Origin of the sequence: Fulvimarina pelagi HTCC2506, from assembly GCF_000153705.1 — a bacterium.
GTDB lineage: Bacteria > Pseudomonadota > Alphaproteobacteria > Rhizobiales > Rhizobiaceae > Fulvimarina > Fulvimarina pelagi.
In genome coordinates this window covers 600,195-616,322 of the sequence record NZ_DS022272.1, presented here as the reverse complement: position 1 = coordinate 616,322, position 16,128 = coordinate 600,195, and the positions used below count along the sequence as shown (strand labels likewise).

Below are 16,128 nucleotides of genomic sequence, written 5' to 3'. Positions count from 1 at the left end.
GGATTGGATCAGTCTGCGTTTGGTCCGCGCGAAAGGGCTGCGACCCCGGTGCGGCAGATTTCGACGAGACCGAGTGGCTGCATGATCCCGACAAACCGGTCGATCTTCGACGGCCGACCGACGATTTCGAACACGAAATGCTCGATCGAGGAATCAACGACCCGAGCACGGAAAATGTCGGCGAGCCGTAAGGCCTCGACGCGTTTATCTCCCTTACCTGCAACCTTGATAATCGCGAGTTCGCGCTGGATTGGCTTGGCGGCCTCGCTGCCGGCACCGCCCTGGGTCAGATCTATAACGCGATGGACCGGCACGATGCGGTCGAGCTGGCTCTTCAACTGCTCGATGACGTGCGGAAATCCGCGGGTGACGATGGTAATGCGCGAAAGATGCCGCTCGTGCTCGGTCTCGGAAACCGTCAGGCTCTCAATGTTGTAGCCCCGGCCCGAAAAGAGCCCGATGACCCGCGCCAACACGCCGGGTTCATTGTCGACGATGACAGAAAGCGTCCGGGTCTGCGTCTCTTCCTGTTCCGGCGTGATGAAATAGGCCGAGGCTGGCGGCTGGACGGGCTGTGACATTGGGAAACTCTAGCGGATTGGTGGTTCGCGGCTGGCGCACAATAGCGAGGCCGACGCGAAAGGAAAGCCTTTCTCTGGCCTTGTCGACTTTGCTCGGCGTGTCATCTTTGACCGTGAAGAATTGCGATCAAGCAACATCGGGTAGGAGACAGACATGACGTCATGGACCTCCATGATCGCCACGGGAACGGCCCTCGCCCTTGTCCCGCTGAGCGGCAATGCACAGCAGTCGGACGGGCAGTGCGCCGGGGTGCCAAATTCATCCGGTATCGAGCTGTTGATCTCTGTGGAGGGAGCGCCGGGCCGTTACCGTCTGACATGTCAGAACGGTGCCCTGGTCGCGGTCCCGGCAGAGGTAGCCGGCCTTGCGACGAGTCCAACACCCTCCGAACAGGCGATGGAGAGCGCTGCCAGCACCGTCGGCGCGATGATCAGCGGCGAGATGGAAATTGGTCGCAACATGGCGGGTGTTGGTTCGGCCGATCCGGCGAGAGACCGAGAAGACGCTTCTGGCGAGACCGCAGCAGAGGCGATGATGCCGGATGGCGGCGACGTAACCCCGCGCACCGAAGAGCCTCTGCTCGAAGATGCGAAACCCGATGGTGTTGTACCCCGGAAGAACGGCACGGTTCCGGCAAGCGAAGAAGAGGCTAGCGCCGACCTAGCGACGACAAAGACCGAAGCGGAGTCGTTCGCGGAAGAGCCCAAGGAGAAGATGCCGCAGGATATACCTGCGATGGCGACTGTCGACGAGAGCACTGGAACGACGGACGAAGCGCCGGTAGTCTCCGATCTCCAGGGGACCGTAACGGAAAGCGGCCCGGGCAGTCTCGAACAGCAGATGGACGCCGCCATCGCTGGCAACGGTTCGTCCGGTACGCCGTCGAAGCGCGGTCCTGGCACGTTGGAACAGCAGATGGCGGCCGCGACCGCCCAATCTGCAGAGAGCAACGAAGACGCGACGGCGGACGCGGAAACCTCGGAGGCGGAATCAGAGGACGGAACAACTTCTTCGCTCGAAGCGACGGGCGTGCCCTCGAAGTCTGGTCCGGGAACCCTGGAACAGCAGATGGAAGCCGCCATCGCTGGCAACGGTTCGTCCGGTACGCCATCAAAGCGCGGTCCCGGCACACTGGAACAGCAGATGGCGGCCGCGACCGCCCAATCTACAGAGAGCAACGAAGACGCGACGGCCGACGAGGCAACCTCGGTGGCGGAATCAGAAGACGGAACAACTTCCTCGCTCGAAGCGACCGGTGTGCCTTCGAAGTCCGGCCCGGGAACCCTGGAACAGCAGATGGACGCTGCCATTGCTGGCAACGGTTCGTCCGGTACGCCATCGAAGCGCGGTCCCGGCACGCTGGAGCAGCAGATGTCAGCGGCCACTGCTCAGTCTACAAACGACATGGAAGATTCAACTTCTGACGACGCAAGCTCGGACACGGCATCAAAAGACGATACGACCTCATCGCTCGAAGCGACTGGCGTGCCCTCGAAGTCCGGCCCTGGAACCCTGGAAGAGCAGATGGACGCTGCCATCGCCGGCAACGGTTCGTCCGGTTCACCGTCGAAGCGCGGTCCCGGCACGCTCGAGCAGCAGATGTCAGCTGCCACCGCTCAGTCTGCGGAAATCGAAACCGAAACATCCGATGAAGTTTCCGGCTCAGATACAACCGACCCAGCATCTCCGTCCGAAACCAGCGACGAATTGGCTGCCGTTACGACGGCCCCAATATCCGAGTCAAAAGGCGATGACGAGGCTGACCGAATTGCGGTTCCGGCTGAGGTCGTCGCCAGTGCGCGGCTCGCCCTGCCCGGCGTCGAATTTCAATCGGTCTCGGTACGCGAAGAAAGCGGCACGCAGCTTTTCGCCCTTCGTGGGGCAGCGCTCGGGGGGACGCCGGTATCGGTCGCCGTCGAACCTGACGGGCAGATCGTCAGCATCGATCGAGAAGTCGACTCCGAGCAGGTGCCGGAGCAGGTCAACCGCATTGCAACTGCCCTGCTGCCAGACCGCTTGGTGAACCGTGTGATGCTGTCGACCCGCGAAAACTATATGAGCTACTTCGTCTTCCGAGGGGTCGACAGTCAATCCGTACCCTTCGCACTCGAAGTTCGCTCCGACGGTCAGGAAGCACGATTCGTTCGAGCGAACTGACGATTTTACAAAAACAATGGCACGATGAAAATGGGCGCCTCCGGCGCCCATATTTCGTTACTTCGCCAGCTGGTTGTCAGACCAGTGCACGACCCTTCGCGTCGATGGCATTGGCGACCGCTTCGTCGGTCGCTTCGTCGGGCAGCAGAATCTCGTTATGCGCCTTGCCCGACGGGATCATCGGAAAGCAGTTTGCGAGATTGGCGACGCGGCAATCAAAAAGCACCGGGCCCTCGTACTCCAGCATTTCGTGGATCGCGTCGTCCAGATCGCCCGGCTTCTGGCATCGGATACCATGTCCGCCATAGGCTTCAGCGAGCTTCACGAAGTCTGGAAGCGCCTCAGTATAAGAGTTCGAGAGCCGGTTCCCATGCAGAAGCTGCTGCCACTGGCGCACCATGCCCATGTATTGGTTGTTGAGAATGAAGATCTTGATCCGCGCGTTGTGCTGCACAGCGGTCGACATCTCCTGCATGTTCATCAGCACCGAGGCATCGCCCGCAATACAGAGTGAGAGCGCGTCAGGATGGGCGATCGCCGCGCCGATCGCCGCCGGCAGGCCGTAGCCCATCGTGCCGAGACCGCCCGAGGTGAGCCACCGGTTCGGCTTCTCAAAACCGTAGAACTGTGCCGCCCACATCTGATGCTGGCCGACCTCTGTCGAGACATAAGTCTCGCGATCCTTTGTGAGTTCGTAGAGGCGTTGCACCGCATATTGCGGCATGATCACGTCGTCGTTCGGCGAATAAGCGAGGCAGTCGCGCGCCTTCCACTTCTCGATCTGCATCCACCAGTCGTGCAGCGCGGGCTTGTCGGTCGTCGCTCCTTGCTTCTTCCACGCTGCGACCAAGTCGCGAAGGACATGGGCAACGTCGCCGATGATCGGGAGGTCGACCCGCACGTTCTTGTTGATGGAAGACGGATCGATATCGATCTGGATCTTGCGCGAATTCGGTGAAAAGGCATCGATCCGCCCGGTTATGCGGTCGTCGAAGCGTGCACCGATGCAGATCATCAGATCGCAGTCATGCATCGCGAGGTTCGCCTCGTAGGTGCCATGCATGCCGAGCATTCCCATCCAGCTCTTGCCGGAGGCGGGATAGGCGCCCAGACCCATCAACGTCGAGGTGATCGGATAGCCGGTCAAGTTCACGAGTTCGGTCAGGAGCTCGGATGCTTCGGGGCCAGAATTCACGACACCGCCGCCGGTGTAGAAGATCGGACGCTTTGCCGAGGCCATAAGCTCGATCGCTTGGCTGATCTTCTCGGCCTCGGCGGTCAGTTTCGGACGGTAGCTCTCGTGAGTCTGATCCGGCGGCGGAGGTGAGTAGAAGCCCGTCGCGAACTGGACGTCCTTCGGCACGTCGACGACGACGGGACCGGGCCGCCCCGTGGTCGCGACATGAAACGCTTCGTGCAGAACACGCGCGAGATCGTTGACGTCCTTCACCAGCCAGTTGTGCTTGGTGCAGGGCCGCGTGATGCCGACGGTATCGCATTCCTGGAAGGCGTCCGAGCCGATCAGCGTCGTTGGAACCTGACCGGTGATGCAGACGAGCGGAATCGAATCCATCAGCGCATCCTGCAGCGCAGTCACAGCATTTGTCGCCCCGGGGCCAGACGTCACAAGCATCACGCCCGGTTTGCCGGTGGAGCGCGCATAACCTTCCGCGGCGTGGCCGGCGCCCTGTTCATGGCGCACGAGGATGTGGCGGACGTCCGTCTGCTGGAAGATTTCGTCATAGATCGGCAGCACGGCGCCGCCGGGATAGCCGAAAACATCCTTGACGCCGTTGTCTTTCAGCGCGGTCACGACCATTTCGGCGCCGGTCATTTCGCGTTTGCCGCCCGCTTCGATGCTTTGGTTGCTCATCGTGTCCATGTCCTGCTCGATCTGTTCCCTCGTCGGTCTCTTTCCGACCAAGTGCAAGCATAAAAAAAGGGCCTCTGGAGGGCCCCTGTCTTCGCGCACACGTGGCATTCGCCTGGCAGCTACGCTGCCGGTCGTGTGCGCCTTCGTACGATTACGAGAATGGTCGTGTTCGTCATGATGCGGGACGCTATGCATTTACGGCGGAAAGGTCAATGGTTTTTCGGAAACGCTCGTGGTCATCCCATGATGCGGCTAGCCGCGACCTTTCATTTTGCCAGCCTCGCGACCTGCGTTCTCAATTCCGGCAAGAGATCCTCTCCGAACCATGGGTTCTTCCGTAGCCAGCCATTGTTGCGCCAGGAGGGATGCGGCAGGGGAATGACCGCGGCGTATTTTCCTCCACCGGCAAGGATATCGCGCCAGTTCATAACCGTCTCCGTCAGCGTCCGCCCCCGCCCCTTGGCGATATGGAAGCTTTGGGCATAGGCACCGATCGCGAGCACCAGTTCGATCTGAGGCATGGCGGCCATCGCCCGTTCGTGCCAAGTCAGCCGGCATTCCTTTCGGGGCGGCTTGTCGCCGCCCTTCGCGTCGTAACCCGGGAAACAGAAACCCATCGGCAGGATCGCGACCCTCGTAGAATCGTAGAATAACTCCGGCCCGATCCCCATCCAGTCGCGCAGGCGAATGCCCGAGGGATCGTTGAACGGCTTCGACGTCTTGTCCGCCAAATTTCCCGGAGCCTGCCCCGCGACGAGGATGCGTGCCGTATCCGACAGCGCGAGCACCGGATTAGGCTCGATCGGCAGCGGCTCGCCGATCGGATTTTCGGCGCAGATGCGGCAGGTCTCGATGATCCGCTGGAGAGCCCCGGCAATCTCCGAGCCGGCCTTTTCGTCAGCCATCGATGATCAGGCGGAAGCGCTCGGCCGCTTCTCGAACTCGGCGTACCACCGCCGGACATTCGAAAAGTCCTCAGGCACCCCGAGTTTGGCGACTTTCATGAATCCGACGGCGACGAAGACGGTGATGTCAGCGACCGAAATCGCATCGCCGGCGACGAACGGATGCTCGCCGAGTTGATCCTCGAACATCTTCAAGGCGTCGATCGCGCGGCCCCGGTTGAGGTCGGCCCATTCCTTCACCTGCACCGGCTCGGCCTTCGCCATGCCGGGGTGGCCGTGCCTGAACACGGCACCGACGGACATGTAGAGTTCGATCTCTGCGCGGCGCTGCCACATCTCGATCTTGCCGATCTCCAGCGGGTCGCGTCCGAAAAGCGGTGGGTCCGGTTGGAGCGCCTCGAAATAGCGGCAGATCGCGATCGATTCGGTGAGGATCGTGCCGTCGTCGAGTTCGAGCACCGGCAGGCGTTTCAACCTGTTGCGGGAGGCGATCTTATCGCCCCAGTGCTCGCCTTTTGACATGTCGACCGGCTCCATCGGAACCTCAATTCCCTTCTCGGCAAGGAAGATTCGGGTTCGTCTTGGATTGGGCGCGCGGCCTCCGTCGAACAATTTCATCGCTGACCATCCCTCTCCGTCGATCGGCGTTGCGTCATGGCTGTCTGGCCATGTTCGCGGTTCATTAAGCCATTTTGTTCATTCTTCGGGAAGACAAGCCTTCGTCCTGATGTCCCCGCGTACCGGACCTGTCCCCGATCCAATGTCACTTGCTCTCTACCCCATCGACGACAGGACCGATTTGGGCCGCGCGCGCAAGCCGCGTTCGAAACATGCCGGTTCGAAAGTCGTTCGGTCGGCGCGGCAGAACCTCAAGCGACACAGTCGGCGGAACGCCTCGTTCATCGAGGCCGAGCTTTTGGTCCAGCATGCCGCTCAGCTTCGTGCGGCGTCGATCATCCTGCCGGCGCCAGTCATCCTTGCCGGCTTCGGCCTTTCGATTTTCACCGGCGCGACGGTTGCGGCGGCCTGGACGCTCGCGACGCTTGGGGCGTATCTCATTATCGTCATTCTCGCGCGGCGCGCAGATACCGGCACGCAAGAGTCCGACGGATTCACCAAAGCGCCGCATATCGCCCACGCGCTTCCGTTTCTTGCCGGCCATACCTTCGCCGGCCTCTGTTGGTCCGCACTCGCCTTCCTCGAATGCCCGGGCTGCACGGCGATACGGTTCGAACTCTTCCACTTCGCCGCCCTGGTTCTAGCGATAGCGATGACGGCGATGATCTCCTCCACGCTTCGCTTTGTCGTGCTTATCGCCTTCTCGCCACTCGTCGTCGGTCTCAGCCTCGATGCCTTTGCCAATCCCGATAAAATGAGCGTCGCAATGCAGGGCGTGGTGATCGGAGCGGTACCGTTCTTCGCTTTCGTAGCGGAAGCGCTGCGGCGCGGCGCAGTCGCCCGTATCCGCCATCAAGCGGAGAAGGACGAACTGATCAGCGAACTCGAACGCTCGCGGATCCTCTCGGACGAAGCGCGGCGGCGGGCAGAAGACGCCAATCGGGCCAAATCGCAGTTCCTCGCCACCATGAGCCACGAATTGCGCACACCGCTCAACGCGATTCTCGGCTTCTCGGAAGTGATGATGAACGAGATATTTGGGCCGCTTGGCAGTCCGAACTACAAGGAATATCTCACCGACATCCATTCTTCCGGAAAGCATCTTCTCGGCGTCATCAACGAGATCCTCGATCTGTCGCGCGTCGAGGCGGGCCAATACGCCTTGAACGAAGAGGCCGTCGATCTATCCCGCATCGCTGCCGATTGCGCCTCGACGGTGCGCCTGCGTGCAGAGGACAAGCGCATCGCGATACAGATGCACTTCGAGGAAGGTCTTCCAGCGCTTTGGGGTGACGAGCGCGCGCTCCGCCAGATCGTGCTCAATCTGCTGTCCAACGCCGTGAAGTTCACGCCAAAGAGCGGCGAGATCATACTCCGCGTCGGCTGGACCGCCGGCGGCGGACAATATGTCGGTGTCAGCGACAACGGAGCCGGCATTCCCCAAGACGAGATCCCCACGGTTCTCGCCTCTTTCGGTCAGGGCTCGAACGCCATCAAGAATGCCGAACAGGGCACCGGTCTCGGGCTCCCAATCGTCCAGGCGCTCGTCAAGCTTCATGACGGCCAGTTCGAACTTTCCTCGCGCGAGGGAAAAGGTACAGACGTGATCGCCATTTTTCCCCAATCACGCGTCCTGGAAGTGATGCCGGCTTTCGACGTGGTCTGACGCTTGCTCCGGTTGACCCACGCTGCGAGCCGTCTTGAGCGAAAGTCCGCGACTGACCATATCCGCACTGACCAGCAATAACTTCACGACGCCGGCACAAAGGACATCGATGATCGAGTCGCCCTGCAACGGGATCTGTCAGTTGCATCCGCAAACCGGTCTCTGCCGAGGGTGCGGCCGTAACGGTTCGGAAATCGCGGCTTGGCCATCGCTTTCCCGAGCCGACCGGCTGTCCCTTCTGAAGCTTCTCCCAGAGCGCATGCGTGGGGCCGGCATGAAGCCAAGTTTCAATAAGGATCGCGGCGATGCGTGACGGCAATCTCTTCTGGATCGTCATTGCGATCCTCGGCATCGCACTCCTTGCTCTCCTCACCAGCCAGGATGGCATGATCGCCGGCCTGCCTGATGGCCAGTTTGCCGAACTCGCCTATTACGGAACCTGGGGTGTCGCCTTGGCCGCCGGTCTCTTCCTGTTCAGCGGCATTCGGATCGGTGAGGCCTTCCGATACGCTCTGGTTTGGATCGGATTGTTCATCGTCGTAATAGGCGCCTACGCATTCGCGCCTGAATTCCTGGCAATCAAAGATCGGATCACGGCGGTCCTTATGCCCGGCAGCGTCGTCTCGATCGCGAACGACAGCGAGCGGCCGCAATACATGGCAACGCGCGGCCGTGATGGGCATTTCCACCTGAATGGCACGGTGGACGGCGAGGATGTTTCCTTCATGGTGGACACTGGCGCATCTGTCATCGCGATGGACCGCCCGACCGCCGAATCGATCGGGATCGAGACTGGCCGCCTCTCATTCAGCGACTACGTGCAGACGGCGAATGGTATCGTTCGTTCCGCGCCTGTGTTTCTCGACTCGGTGACTGTCGGCGATATCGAACGGCGCAATATCCGGGCCGCGGTTACCGACGGCGATGGACTCGGAACGGTGCTCCTCGGCATGAGCTTTCTCGACACGCTCACATCCTACGATTTTCGTGGCGATCGGCTCGTCCTCACGGACTGAATGAACCGGATCAATAGATTGCTTCGGCATAGAGGAAGGCCGCAGTCCAGGCGATCATGACCAGGCCAGTGACGGCTTCGACTGCCGTCATGATCCGCGCCGCGCCATGGGGCACGATGTCGCCAATCCCGAGGGAGGTATAGGCCGTGCCGGAATAGTAGAGGTAATCCTCCAGGCTCCGGTCGAAGGCGCCCGTCAGCATCGGCTCCTCGCCAAATCCGACGAGCATGGCGAAACTCCCGGCGAAAACGCCGATCTCGACGAGATGAGCGGCTAATAGGATAACCACTGCGAAGACAGTCCGGGACGGCGTGATGCTGGCCTCCAGACGGCCGAGGCGGCGCGAGACCTGGTCCATCACGAGACGATGGACGAGGACCACGAGGCCGGCCGTTCCGAAGGGCAAGATGAGATGGGTCAGAAAGAACATCGGTCAGAACACCCTAAGCCGATATAGGCGTCTGGCGCATTAAGGGGTCGGTCTCAATTCAGGACAAGCTGATCGCGAACCGGAGCGCGACGAGGACGAGGAAGATGCCAAAACCGATCTCGAGCGTCCGGCGCGACAGCTTGTGGGCAAGCGCGGCGCCGAAGGGCACCGCGATCAACGACATCGGCGCCACGACGACAAGGGTCGTGAGGCTCACGAAGCCTAGGCTGAACGGCGGCAGCAGGGGATCGCCCCAACCGCCGAAGATGTAGGTGGCAACGCCGGGGACAGCGATGAGAGCACCGACGCCCGCGCTGGTCGCCACCGACTGTATCATCGGTCGGCCATAAAGCGTCATGAAGGTATTGTTCAGAACGCCGCCTCCGATACCGATAAGGGCAGAGGAAAAGCCGATGATGACACCGGCGAGCGAGCGCCCCGCTTTACCCGGAAGATCTTTTCCCAGCGTCCATTCGATCCGACCGAACAGAAGCTTGAGCGAGATCACGAAGGCCAAGGCGGCGAAGATCGCGCGAAGGGTAACCGAAGACGCGCTCGCGGCAAGGAAGGCGCCGGCGATCGACCCCGCTGGCACCGCGATGCACCATTCCTTCAAAAGCCTCCGGTCCACCGCTTCGCGGCTGAGATGCGCGTATAGCGAACGGAGCGAAGTCGGGACGATTGTTGCGATCGAGGTCCCGACCGCGAGGTGCATCGCAACGGCTTCCGGCACCTGAAGCCATTGATAAAGCTGATACAGGACCGGCACATAGATCGCCCCGCCGCCGATCCCAAAAAGGCCCGCTAGGAAGCCGGCCAACCCTGCGGCAAGGGCGAGCGCTCCGATGATGACGGCCGCACTGTGGAAATCGATCGATGTCAGCATGGAGACGGAATGGCCGGCGGGATTGGTTGGTCTCGGTAAGACCGTTCGTGTCGCCTGCTTAGGCCGCTTCCTGGTTCGCGTCGAGGCGGATGTGGGAAAACGCCTCGCGGATGATCGCCGGCTTTGCTTCAGACCCTGTGGACTTGGTCGAAAGCACCTGCCGCCAGCGCCTCGCCCCCGGCAGACCGTTGAACAATCCGACCATGTGCCGTGTGATGTGGTTGAGCCGTCCGCCGAGCGCGATATGGCGCGCGGCGTAATCCTCCATAACCGCGATAAGAGCTGGATAGTCGATAGCCCGCTCGGGCTCTCCATAAATGCAGTGATCGACCTCAGACAGAAGGTCCGGCGTCTGGTATGCGGCGCGGCCGAACATCATGCCGTCGAGTTCTAGGTCTGCGATGGTTTCGTTTGCCACTGCAACGGATCTGAGACCACCATTGAGGCCGACAAACACATTGGGAAGACGCCGTTTCAAGCGGCCAACCCGATCGTAGTCCAAGGGCGGGATGTCACGGTTTTCCTTCGGGCTCAGCCCTTCGAGCCAAGCCTTGCGCGCATGCACCCAGATGACGGAGACACCGGCCCGGATCGCCTCGTCCGCCAACCGATCAAGCGACTCTTCAATATCCTGATCGTCCACGCCGAGGCGGCATTTGACGGTGACTGGGGTTTCATTCGCAGCATCGCGCATGGCTTGAAGGCAATCACCGACTCGCTCCGGCTCGCGCATCAGGCAGGCACCGAAGGTCCCGGACTGAACGCGGTCCGATGGGCAGCCGACATTGAGATTGAACTCGTCGTAGCCCCACTCGCGGGCGACCGTCACGGCCGCTCCCAGTTTCTCAGGGTCCGATCCGCCGAGCTGCAGAGCCACCGGGTGCTCCGCCGCATCGTGATCGAGCAGCTTCTCTTGCGGCCCATGTAAAATGGCGTCCGCGACGACCATCTCGGTGTACAACAGCGCCTTGGCGGTCAGCTGCCGGTGGAAGAAGCGGCAGTGCCGATCGGTCCAGTCGATCATGGGGGCTACGGCGAAGACTGGCTGGTCTTCGCCATAAAGGTCCCCTTCGGCTGCGTTTGGTTTGCGCGATTTCATCGCTCGGCTACCCGGTGTCTTACGTCATCATGTTTCGAGAGTATGCCGCGATCTACCGTATCGTACCGTCAACTGCCAACCCGGAACCCGGGCCGACGCGAACGGCCGACAGGTCAACCGCGCTCCCGCTCCTTCCGCCGCAGTGTTTCCAGTTCCTCAAGATCCGCAGCGAGCTTTGCGCGTTCGATCGCCTTGCGTTCCTCGTCCTCGGCCATCACGACATGATGGATCTCTCCAATCCTTGCATGGATCTCGCCCATCAGCTGCTCGAGCGTCGCGTGGCGATACAGTTCCGCGGTCGGCTGGAACACGGCGATGCGAGCCATGTTCAACTGTTCGTCGCCCGTCTGCCGTCCGCGTCTGCGCTCTGAGAAATAGGTGTCGATCAGGCGCATAACGACGATCAGCCCGGTCACGCCGGCCGCCACGTAGCCCATGATCTCCCCGACCGGCATCAGCCACGATTTCCCTGATGGGCAGCGCGACCGTCGTTCCAACCGGCCTCGCTCGTCGCCCGGTACATGCTGACGATCTCGGCGACGATGCAGGCGTAATAGGCGCCGGTGCCGGTAGTGTTCGTGCCGGACAACTGGAAGCCGTAGGCGACCGCAACCCAGAACGGCACAGTACCGAGCGCCGCCAGCACCCGAAAATGCGGCGACTTGCGCCATCCACCGTTGAGGATCAGCAGCATAAGCCGGCCGCCACCACCGATCAGGCAGAACAGAGACCAGGTCTCGATGCTCGCCCACGACTTGAGTACGGCGAATGCCGGCGCTTCAAACGTACCGCCATAGGCTAGCGTCACGCCCCAGTTGAGAAGCCAGATGGTGAGCAGCCATTCGGCGAGCCGCTCGCAGACCGAATGCCAAATCCCGCGCGAAAACGCGCAAACCCTTCTAAGCCCCGGCACGGTGCGCAGACCCCACCACAACAGATCGTCGCCTCGGCAGACGGCCGCGATCCGCTCCGGGCTCACGAGCCCATCCTCTCCGCTCTCACACGCAGCATTTCACTTCGTCCTTCTTCCCAATCTGTGGGTGATCACGCGCATCGCTGCGCATAAGCCCCATCGTTAGCGATCATGCGAGCGCGCCAGGCCACTGTGGACAAATTTTCGGAGGAAAGATCTTGCGGCGAGAGAGACCACTCATGGCCAGAAAAAGAAATGGCCCGGCGAACCGGGCCATCTCAGAGGTTTCGGAAGTCTGACTTATTCAGCCGCCTCTCTCTTGGCGGCCGCGTCGTTGGCATCCGATTTCAGATGCTCCGCCACCAGGAAGGCGAGTTCCAGTGCCTGATTGGCGTTGAGCCGCGGATCGCAATGCGTGTGGTAGCGATCCGACAGGTTCTCAGGCAGCACCGGCCGCGCGCCGCCGATGCATTCGGTCACATCCTTGCCGGTCATCTCGATATGGATGCCGCCCGGATGGGTGCCCTTGGCGTTGTGGATAGCAAAGAACGCCTCGACCTCGGCGAGGATCCGCTCGAACGGTCGGGTCTTGTAGCTGTTCTGCGAGATCGTGTTGCCGTGCATCGGATCACAGGACCAGACCACCGTCCGGCCTTCCTTCTCCACCGCATCGATCAGTGCCGGCAGGTGCTTCTCCACCTTCTCATGACCGAAGCGGGTAATGAGGGTTAGGCGGCCCGCCTCGTTCTTCGGGTTCAGCTTGTCGATCAGACGCAGAAGGCCGTCCGCCTCCATGCTTGGACCGCATTTGAGGCCGATCGGGTTCTTGATCCCGCTGCAATATTCGACATGCGCATGATCTTCTTGGCGCGTGCGGTCTCCAATCCAAATCATGTGGCCGGAGGTTGCGTACCAATCGCCATGCGAGGTCGAGTCCTGCCTGGTCAACGCTTCCTCGTAACCGAGCAGCAGCGCCTCGTGGCTGGTGTAGAAATCCGTCTCGCGCAAAGAGCGATGGTTCTCGCCGCTGATACCGATCGCCCGCATGAACTCCATGGTCTCGGTGATCCGGTCGGCGATCTGGCTGTAACGTGCCGCTTCCGGGCTACCCGAGACGAAGCCGAGCATCCACTGGTGGACATTGTCCAGATTTGCGTAACCGCCCTGAGCGAAAGCGCGAAGGAGATTGAGCGTCGCGGCCGACTGCCGGTACGCCTCGATCTGTCGATCCGGACTCGGAATGCGCGAGACTTCATCGAAGTCGATGCCGTTGATGATATCGCCCCGGTAAGAAGGCAGCGTCTTACCATTCTTCGTCTCGTTGGAAGACGATCGTGGCTTGGCAAACTGCCCAGCGATGCGGCCGACCTTCACGACCGGCTTGGAGCCGGCGAAAGTGAGGACGACGGCCATCTGTAGGAAGGCGCGGAAAAAATCGCGGATATTGTCCGCGCCATGCTCGGCGAAGCTTTCGGCACAATCGCCGCCCTGCAGCAGGAAGCCACGTCCTTTCGCGACTTCACCAAGGCTTTGCTTAAGCTTGCGCGCCTCACCGGCAAAAACTAGCGGCGGGAACGATTTCAGGCGATCCTCGGTATCGCGCACAGCGTTGGGATCCGGATAATCCGGCACCTGCTCGATCGGCAGATTTCGCCAGCTCGACGGTGTCCAATTCGCACCCATGATCTTGACCTCTCATCGACCGGCTTCGCAGCCTGTCACTTCTTTATTGTTATTCAAAGATTTTTTCGCTCGGCAGGCCGGCATGTCAGCCAATCGCCAACCCACGCAGGGATTGTCCGACCGAATTCGAGGCCCTTTAAGCATTTTCAGGTGCGAATGTCACGAAGAATGGCGCTCAATAGCCTTTCAGCTCCGCGCGGATGACATAGCGAAGGATTTCGACCACTTGGTCCGGCCTCTCGACGACGGCGCTGGACGCCGCGCAGACTTCCTTAAGCGCGTGCGCATGTTCGGGCGGGTGCATCACGATCAGGCTTTTGCCGAGCGCGGCGGCCATGCCCGCATCGAACGCCGCATTCCACTGCTTGTACATGTCGCCGAAACGAACGACGACGATGTCGGCTTCCTCGATCAGAGTCTTGGTGCGGATCGAGTTCATCAAGGCGCCCTTGCGATCGTGCCAACCCTTGTCCGGCTCGGGCCCAAGAATAGCGACGCCGCAATCATCGGACGCCGAATGGTTCGTCACAGGCGCAGACAGCGAGACCGGCAGGCTGGCGCCCTCGACGCCCTTTGCGATCTCGTCGCGCCAGTCGGTGTGAATTTCTCCGGAGAGATAGATGCGCCAAAGCTTCTCGCTCATCGCAGAAGACCCTTAGTTCTTAATTACTCGTTCGGATTAAGTTCGATCGCCTCGACGCCGCGGGCGCTGACGAGACTGTCGAAAAGTTCGGCTTCGCCAGCCAGCAGGGGGACGGACCGTGCATAGCGTGGTGCAGACCGGTCCTGCAGGAGCCGTGTCTCAAAGCCCTGAGTGCGTTCGATGAACCGCTTCAGGCCGTCGTCGCCGTAGAGATCGTGAAATCCCTGCATGACCGCGTCGAGATAGCTCTGCAGGATCGCCGAGCCGAGTTCCACAGCATTGCTCGCGCCGGGTGTCGCCTCGTAGATGAACACGGGCAGATCAGTGAGCGGCGGGTTCTCGATCGTCAAGGCCGCCGGATCGATGATCCGCCGATTGTAACCCGCCTCGCGCTCATCAAGGCTTGGAAGGTGATCGACGAGATCGTAGACGACGACGCCATGGACGGACTCAGCATTGTTCGGTTGCACCGATAGAAGAGCCATCTCCGCTGTCGGATCGCGCGGTTGCCAGAACCGCTGCCAGCCGCGCGCCTCGGCCCGCCGAATACCGAGAAATTTCGTACGCAGTGTGTGGCGGTTGACCAGCGAGCCATAACCAAAATAGGCGATGACCTTGCCCTCGGCGGCGAGCGCCTCAAGGTCGGGATGATCGGGATGTACGTCCATACCCCTGCAATGGCAGTGCCGGCGGCTCCAATCAACCCTTCGAACCCTTGACGGCTCGTTTCGAGGCCGATGGACCCTGCTAGGTGGACCGGAGGTCAGGCAGCGATCCGTTCGCCCTTTCGCAGCACGTAAGTCGGCTCGTACATGGTGACGAGTTCTTCCGCGCCGCTGGGATGGAGGGCCATGGTCTCGTCGAAATGGCTCTTAGTCAGTCCGGCCTTGACAGCGATGCCCAGCACCTGCGCGATTTCGGCTGCGTCCGAGCCTAGAATATGCACGCCTAGGACACGCTCGGTCGCCTGATCGACGACGATCTTCATGACCGTGCGCTCGTTGCGGCCGGAAAGCGTATGCTTCATCGGCTTGAAGTCGGTCTTGTAGATCGCGACTTCGTCGAAGCGCCGGGCGGCCTCGGCCTCGGTCAGGCCAACGGTGCCGATCTCGGGCTGGGAGAAGACAGCAGTCGGAACGGATTCGTAGTCCGGTTTCTTCGCATTGTTCTTGAACACCGTCTCGACGAAGCACATTGCCTCGTGGATCGCGACCGGTGTCAGTTGCAGGCGGTTGGTGATGTCGCCGACGGCGTAAATGTTCTCCACATTCGTACGGGAATAGTCGTCCACCTTGACGGCGCCGCGTTGGTCGAGTTCTACGCCGGCCTTCTCACAGCCGAGATTCTCCGTATTCGGCTTGCGCCCGATCGCAAGAAGGATCTCGTCGGCATCCAAAACTTCGCCATTGTCGAGTTCCGCTTCGAAGCCGCCGCCGGGCTTCTGGCGCACCTCCTGGAAAGTCTCGCGACAGCGCACCGACATACCCTTCGCGCTCATCTGCTCGTGGAGGCTCTTGCGGAGGTCATCGTCGAAGCCCTGAAGGATCTCCTGGCCGCGATAGACCAACGTCACGTCGGTGCCGAGCCCGAGGAAGATGTTCGCGAATTCGACTGCGATATAACCACCGCCGAGAATCACTAGCTTCTCTGGCTGACG

At 61.1% G+C, this 16,128-nt stretch carries 17 protein-coding genes; 4 read left to right on the top strand and 13 right to left on the bottom strand.

The window, feature by feature from the left end:
- Positions 1 to 8 precede the first annotated feature (8 nt).
- Positions 9 to 581: an acetolactate synthase small subunit gene (gene ilvN / locus FP2506_RS02865; protein ID WP_007065875.1), complete on the bottom strand. Its 573-nt coding sequence runs from the start codon at positions 579 to 581 to the stop codon at positions 9 to 11.
- 154 nt (positions 582 to 735) lie between these two features.
- Here ilvN and FP2506_RS02860 point away from each other — a divergent pair, with 154 nt between their 5' ends.
- Positions 736 to 2,739, top strand: coding sequence for a hypothetical protein (locus FP2506_RS02860; RefSeq protein WP_007065874.1), 2,004 nt, complete (start codon positions 736 to 738; stop codon positions 2,737 to 2,739).
- A gap of 76 nt (positions 2,740 to 2,815) precedes the next feature.
- Here the strand turns inward: FP2506_RS02860 and FP2506_RS02855 are convergent, their stop codons facing one another.
- From FP2506_RS02855 to FP2506_RS02845, 3 genes are all read right to left on the bottom strand, one after another.
- Positions 2,816 to 4,612, bottom strand: coding sequence for an acetolactate synthase 3 large subunit (locus FP2506_RS02855; RefSeq protein ID WP_244404114.1), 1,797 nt, complete (start codon positions 4,610 to 4,612; stop codon positions 2,816 to 2,818).
- Positions 4,613 to 4,878: 266 nt separating this feature from the next.
- On the bottom strand, positions 4,879 to 5,517 hold the full coding sequence (locus FP2506_RS02850) for a uracil-DNA glycosylase family protein (protein ID WP_007065872.1): 639 nt from the start codon (positions 5,515 to 5,517) through the stop codon (positions 4,879 to 4,881).
- A 6-nt stretch (positions 5,518 to 5,523) separates the two neighbouring features.
- Complete coding sequence (locus FP2506_RS02845) at positions 5,524 to 6,135, bottom strand: glutathione S-transferase family protein (RefSeq protein WP_007065871.1); 612 nt, start codon at positions 6,133 to 6,135, stop codon at positions 5,524 to 5,526.
- Positions 6,136 to 6,244: 109 nt separating this feature from the next.
- Here FP2506_RS02845 and FP2506_RS02840 point away from each other — a divergent pair, with 109 nt between their 5' ends.
- From FP2506_RS02840 to FP2506_RS02830, 3 genes are all read left to right on the top strand, one after another.
- Positions 6,245 to 7,801 carry a sensor histidine kinase gene (locus tag FP2506_RS02840; RefSeq protein ID WP_244404113.1) on the top strand — a complete coding sequence of 519 codons (1,557 nt, stop codon included), beginning with the start codon at positions 6,245 to 6,247 and terminating at the stop codon, positions 7,799 to 7,801.
- A gap of 109 nt (positions 7,802 to 7,910) precedes the next feature.
- A complete protein-coding gene (locus FP2506_RS02835) occupies positions 7,911 to 8,114 on the top strand; it encodes a DUF1289 domain-containing protein (protein WP_040488859.1) in 204 nt (67 codons plus the stop codon).
- Positions 8,107 to 8,817, top strand: coding sequence for a retropepsin-like aspartic protease family protein (locus tag FP2506_RS02830; protein ID WP_007065868.1), 711 nt, complete (start codon positions 8,107 to 8,109; stop codon positions 8,815 to 8,817). The genes FP2506_RS02835 and FP2506_RS02830 overlap by 8 nt, the downstream gene beginning before the upstream one ends.
- 10 nt (positions 8,818 to 8,827) lie before the next feature.
- Here the strand turns inward: FP2506_RS02830 and FP2506_RS02825 are convergent, their stop codons facing one another.
- From FP2506_RS02825 to FP2506_RS02785, 9 genes are all read right to left on the bottom strand, one after another.
- Positions 8,828 to 9,247: an ion channel gene (locus FP2506_RS02825; protein ID WP_007065867.1), complete on the bottom strand. Its 420-nt coding sequence runs from the start codon at positions 9,245 to 9,247 to the stop codon at positions 8,828 to 8,830.
- Positions 9,248 to 9,305: 58 nt separating this feature from the next.
- Positions 9,306 to 10,133 (bottom strand): sulfite exporter TauE/SafE family protein, encoded by an 828-nt coding sequence (locus FP2506_RS02820; protein WP_007065866.1) that lies wholly within the window; start codon positions 10,131 to 10,133, stop codon positions 9,306 to 9,308.
- 58 nt (positions 10,134 to 10,191) lie between these two features.
- Complete coding sequence (gene dusA, locus FP2506_RS02815) at positions 10,192 to 11,232, bottom strand: tRNA dihydrouridine(20/20a) synthase DusA (RefSeq protein ID WP_007065865.1); 1,041 nt, start codon at positions 11,230 to 11,232, stop codon at positions 10,192 to 10,194.
- A gap of 113 nt (positions 11,233 to 11,345) precedes the next feature.
- Entirely contained in the window at positions 11,346 to 11,687 is a 342-nt protein-coding gene (locus FP2506_RS02810) for a hypothetical protein (RefSeq protein ID WP_007065864.1), read from the bottom strand.
- Positions 11,687 to 12,211, bottom strand: coding sequence for a hypothetical protein (locus FP2506_RS02805; RefSeq protein WP_007065863.1), 525 nt, complete (start codon positions 12,209 to 12,211; stop codon positions 11,687 to 11,689). Before FP2506_RS02805 ends, FP2506_RS02810 begins: the two co-directional genes overlap by 1 nt.
- Before the next feature lie 234 nt (positions 12,212 to 12,445).
- Positions 12,446 to 13,828, bottom strand: coding sequence for a class II 3-deoxy-7-phosphoheptulonate synthase (locus tag FP2506_RS02800; RefSeq protein ID WP_007065862.1), 1,383 nt, complete (start codon positions 13,826 to 13,828; stop codon positions 12,446 to 12,448).
- Between the two features lie 175 nt (positions 13,829 to 14,003).
- Positions 14,004 to 14,471 (bottom strand): YtoQ family protein, encoded by a 468-nt coding sequence (locus FP2506_RS02795; protein WP_007065861.1) that lies wholly within the window; start codon positions 14,469 to 14,471, stop codon positions 14,004 to 14,006.
- A gap of 23 nt (positions 14,472 to 14,494) precedes the next feature.
- Positions 14,495 to 15,139 carry a gamma-glutamylcyclotransferase family protein gene (locus FP2506_RS02790; RefSeq protein ID WP_007065860.1) on the bottom strand — a complete coding sequence of 215 codons (645 nt, stop codon included), beginning with the start codon at positions 15,137 to 15,139 and terminating at the stop codon, positions 14,495 to 14,497.
- A gap of 95 nt (positions 15,140 to 15,234) precedes the next feature.
- Positions 15,235 to 16,128 (bottom strand): FAD-dependent oxidoreductase (locus tag FP2506_RS02785; protein ID WP_007065859.1); only part of this gene is annotated, 894 nt, incomplete at its 5' end.

Bases quoted from the DNA above. Each gene is read 5' to 3' on its own strand.
- ilvN (WP_007065875.1), bottom strand. From the start codon at position 581: ATGTCACAGCCCGTCCAGCCGCCAGCCTCGGCCTATTTCATCACGCCG.
- FP2506_RS02860 (WP_007065874.1), top strand. From the start codon at position 736: ATGACGTCATGGACCTCCATGATCGCCACGGGAACGGCCCTCGCCCTT.
- FP2506_RS02855 (WP_244404114.1), bottom strand. From the start codon at position 4,612: ATGAGCAACCAAAGCATCGAAGCGGGCGGCAAACGCGAAATGACCGGC.
- FP2506_RS02850 (WP_007065872.1), bottom strand. From the start codon at position 5,517: ATGGCTGACGAAAAGGCCGGCTCGGAGATTGCCGGGGCTCTCCAGCGG.
- FP2506_RS02845 (WP_007065871.1), bottom strand. From the start codon at position 6,135: ATGAAATTGTTCGACGGAGGCCGCGCGCCCAATCCAAGACGAACCCGA.
- FP2506_RS02840 (WP_244404113.1), top strand. From the start codon at position 6,245: ATGTCCCCGCGTACCGGACCTGTCCCCGATCCAATGTCACTTGCTCTC.
- FP2506_RS02835 (WP_040488859.1), top strand. From the start codon at position 7,911: ATGATCGAGTCGCCCTGCAACGGGATCTGTCAGTTGCATCCGCAAACC.
- FP2506_RS02830 (WP_007065868.1), top strand. From the start codon at position 8,107: ATGCGTGACGGCAATCTCTTCTGGATCGTCATTGCGATCCTCGGCATC.
- FP2506_RS02825 (WP_007065867.1), bottom strand. From the start codon at position 9,247: ATGTTCTTTCTGACCCATCTCATCTTGCCCTTCGGAACGGCCGGCCTC.
- FP2506_RS02820 (WP_007065866.1), bottom strand. From the start codon at position 10,133: ATGCTGACATCGATCGATTTCCACAGTGCGGCCGTCATCATCGGAGCG.
- dusA (WP_007065865.1), bottom strand. From the start codon at position 11,232: ATGAAATCGCGCAAACCAAACGCAGCCGAAGGGGACCTTTATGGCGAA.
- FP2506_RS02810 (WP_007065864.1), bottom strand. From the start codon at position 11,687: ATGCCGGTCGGGGAGATCATGGGCTACGTGGCGGCCGGCGTGACCGGG.
- FP2506_RS02800 (WP_007065862.1), bottom strand. From the start codon at position 13,828: ATGGGTGCGAATTGGACACCGTCGAGCTGGCGAAATCTGCCGATCGAG.
- FP2506_RS02795 (WP_007065861.1), bottom strand. From the start codon at position 14,471: ATGAGCGAGAAGCTTTGGCGCATCTATCTCTCCGGAGAAATTCACACC.
- FP2506_RS02790 (WP_007065860.1), bottom strand. From the start codon at position 15,139: ATGGACGTACATCCCGATCATCCCGACCTTGAGGCGCTCGCCGCCGAG.